General features: G+C 68.6%; 3 protein-coding genes. All 3 read right to left on the bottom strand.

Features of this window, described 5'->3' with window-relative positions; all coding sequences use genetic code 11:
• The coding region (ftsH, locus tag WBP48_RS13005) for an ATP-dependent zinc metalloprotease FtsH (protein WP_424441082.1) at positions 1–1,982 on the bottom strand (1,982 nt) is incomplete at its 3' end.
• A gap of 111 nt (positions 1,983–2,093) precedes the next feature.
• A complete protein-coding gene (gene hpt, locus WBP48_RS13000) occupies positions 2,094–2,645 on the bottom strand; it encodes a hypoxanthine phosphoribosyltransferase (protein WP_424441080.1) in 552 nt (183 codons plus the stop codon).
• Positions 2,646–2,688: 43 nt separating this feature from the next.
• Positions 2,689–3,337 (bottom strand): tRNA lysidine(34) synthetase (locus WBP48_RS12995; RefSeq protein WP_424441078.1); only part of this gene is annotated, 649 nt, incomplete at its 5' end.

The following is a 3,337-nucleotide window of genomic DNA, read 5'->3' as shown; positions in this document are numbered from 1 at the left end:
CCGCTCGGGCGTCGCTGCGGCGCCGGCTGAGACGCCGGTGCCTCGGCGGCGGATGAGGCGGCCAATCCCGCCTCCGCCTGGCGATGCGGGACGTCCACCGGCGGCAGCATCGAGACCGGGCGCTCCTGGCTCGACAGCCACTGCGGACGCAGCGGGAGCTTCGTGACGTCGGTGAAGATCTCCGCGATCTCGAGGTGGTCGAGGGTCTCCTTCTCCAGCAGCGCCAGGGCGAGGCGGTCGAGGACGGCGCGGTTCGCGTTCAGCACCTCGTACGCTTCGTTGTGGGCCTGCTCGATGAGGCTGCGCACCTGCTGGTCCACGCGCTCGGCGATGCGCTCGCTGAAGTCGCGGCCGTGTCCCATGTCGCGCCCCATGAAGACCTCGCCCGAGGACTGGCCGAGCTTGACGGGACCGACCTCGGTGGTCATGCCGTACTCGGTGACCATCTTGCGGGCGATGCCGGTGGCCTTCTCGATGTCGTTGCTGGCGCCCGTCGTGGGGTCGTGGAAGACGATCTCCTCCGCGACGCGCCCGCCCATCGCCCATGCCAACTGGTCCTGCAGCTCGTTGCGGGTGACGGAGTACTTGTCCTCCAGCGGCATGACCATCGTGTAGCCGAGGGCCTTGCCGCGCGGCAGGATCGTGATCTTCGTCACGGGGTCGGAGTGGTTCATCGCCGCCGCGACGAGAGCGTGGCCGCCCTCGTGATAGGCCGTGATGAGCTTCTCCTTGTCCTTCATCACCCGCGTGCGGCGCTGCGGACCGGCGATGACGCGATCGATCGCCTCATCGAGGGCGCGCATGTCGATGAGCTGCGCGTTGGAGCGGGCCGTCAGCAGGGCCGCCTCGTTGAGCACGTTGGCGAGGTCGGCGCCGGTGAAGCCTGGGGTCTTGCGGGCGATCACCGAGAGGTCGACGGACGGTGACAGCGGCTTGCCGCGACCGTGGACCTCGAGGATGCGCTGGCGGCCCCTGAGGTCGGGGGCATCCACACCGATCTGACGGTCGAAGCGGCCCGGGCGCAGCAGCGCGGGGTCGAGGATGTCGGGTCGGTTGGTCGCCGCGATGACGAGGACGGAGGTCTTCGGGTCGAAGCCGTCCATCTCGACGAGCATCTGGTTGAGAGTCTGCTCGCGCTCATCGTGACCGCCGCCCATGCCGGCGCCGCGGTGACGGCCGACGGCGTCGATCTCGTCGATGAAGATGATCGCGGGAGCGTTGTCCTTGGCCTGGTTGAACAGGTCGCGCACGCGGCTGGCGCCGACGCCGACGAACATCTCGACGAAGTCCGAACCGGAGATCGAGTAGAACGGGACGCCCGCCTCACCGGCGACGGCGCGGGCAAGCAGGGTCTTGCCGGTGCCGGGAGGGCCGTAGAGCAGCACACCCTTCGGGATGCGGGCTCCGACGGCCTGGAACTTGGCGGGATCCTTCAGGAAGTCCTTGATCTCCTGCATCTCCTCGATCGCCTCATCGGCGCCGGCGACGTCGGCGAAGGTGACGGTCGGGGTCTCTTTCGTGACGAGCTTGGCGCGGGACTTGCCGAACTGCATCACCTTGCTGCTGCCGCCCTGGGCCGCCGAGAAGAAGAACCAGAACAGCAGACCCAGCAGAAGCACCGGGATCAGCAGCGAGAGCAGGGACTCGAAGAACGTCGTGCGGGGGACGACGTCGTTGAAGCCGTCCTTGGGCTCCGCGGCGTCGATCGCGCTCAGCACCTCGTCCGAGCGGGCGCCCACGTAGTAGAACTGCACCTGTGTGGCGCCGTCGTGCGGCTCGGACAGTGTCATGTCGACCCGCTGATCGCCGTCGGTGTTGGTCACCTCGGTGACGGTGCCGCCCTTGAGGAGAGCGAGACCTTCCTGCGTCGTGATCTGCTTGGCGCCGGTGAGCGTGGAGATCAACGACATGCCGATCAGCAGGAGGGCGCCGATGAGCAACACGTAGACGAACGGGTTGCGCGTGAGCTTCTTGAAGTCCATGGTCCGCTCAGGGTATCGCGCCGTGACTATGCGGGGTCTGTACATTCGCCACAGGCGAACCCTTGACCCGCTTCGCCTCAACGCCGCTGCGCGGCATTGACCCGAGGCGCGTCAAGCGTAGACGTGCGGGGCGAGCACCGCGACGTCGCGGAGATTGCGGTAGCGATCGGCGTAGTCGAGCCCGTAACCGACGACGAAGTCCGCGGGGATGTCGAACCCGACATAACGGCTGTCGATGACGACCTTGGCCGCCTCGGGCTTGCGCAGCAACGCCAGGATCTCGATGGATGCCGCTCCGCGCGATGCGAAGTTCTCCAGCAGCCAGCTGAGAGTGAGACCCGAATCGATAATGTCCTCGACGATCAGCACGTGCCGGCCGTGCAGGTCGGTGTCGAGATCCTTGCGGATCTGCACGACGCCGCTCGACTTCGTGCCCGTCCCGTAGGACGAGACGGCCATCCAGTCCATCGTGACGTGTCGATGCAGATGCCGGGCGAAGTCCGACATCACCATCACGGCACCCTTGAGGACGCCGACCAGCAGCAGATCCTTGCCCTCGTAGTCGGTCTCGACCTGGCGCGCGAGCTGTGCGAGCTTCTCCTGGATCTGCTCCTCGGTGACGAGGACACGTGTGAGCTGGTCAGCGATGTCGGCCGCGCGCATGAGCCGAGTCTACGGCGGGGCGGCGACTCGCCATGCCGCCCCCTCAGCGCGCGACGAACGCGATGCGGGCGCCGCGGCGCTCGGCGCGGCATCCGGGGAGATCGATCGGCCCCTGGCCGTGCCACTCGCTCACGAGCCGCGCGACCTCGAGGGTCTGCGTGCGCGTGAGGCTGGCACCGAACTCGCTGGCGACGACGTGCCTGATGATGCGGTTCCGCAGCGCCACGGGGTTGGCCGCAAGAGCTGGGACGGAGACGGCGATGCCCGCCTCGACGTGCTCGACGATGTCCTCGATCGTCTCCCCGATCATGGCGTCGAAGGCCTCGGCATCCTCCCGCAGCTGATCGGCGGTACGGGCGAGGGCGGCGGCGACACCCGGGCCGAGTTCGTCCTCGAGCACGGGCATGACACCCTGACGCACGCGCACGCGCAGAAAGCGTCGGTCGAGGTTGTGCGGATCGTCCCAGGGCGGCAGGCCCTGGGCGGTGCAGGCGGCGCGGGTCGCGGCACGGCGCACCCCCAGCAGCGGACGCACCCATTCGACCTCGCCGTCACGGCGCACGGGCGCCATGCCCGCCAGGCTCGTCGCGCCCGCGCCGCGCGTGAGCCCGATGAGGACGGTCTCGGCCTGGTCGTCGAGGGTGTGGGCGAGGAGGATGGCGGTGGCGCCGGCATCCTGCGCCGCTCGACGC

The sequence above is a fragment of the Microbacterium sp. genome, assembly GCF_049661145.1.
Lineage (GTDB): Bacteria > Actinomycetota > Actinomycetes > Actinomycetales > Microbacteriaceae > Microbacterium.
The sequence above is the reverse complement of the archived record's forward strand: the minus strand, read 5'-3'. Positions and strand labels throughout refer to the sequence as shown.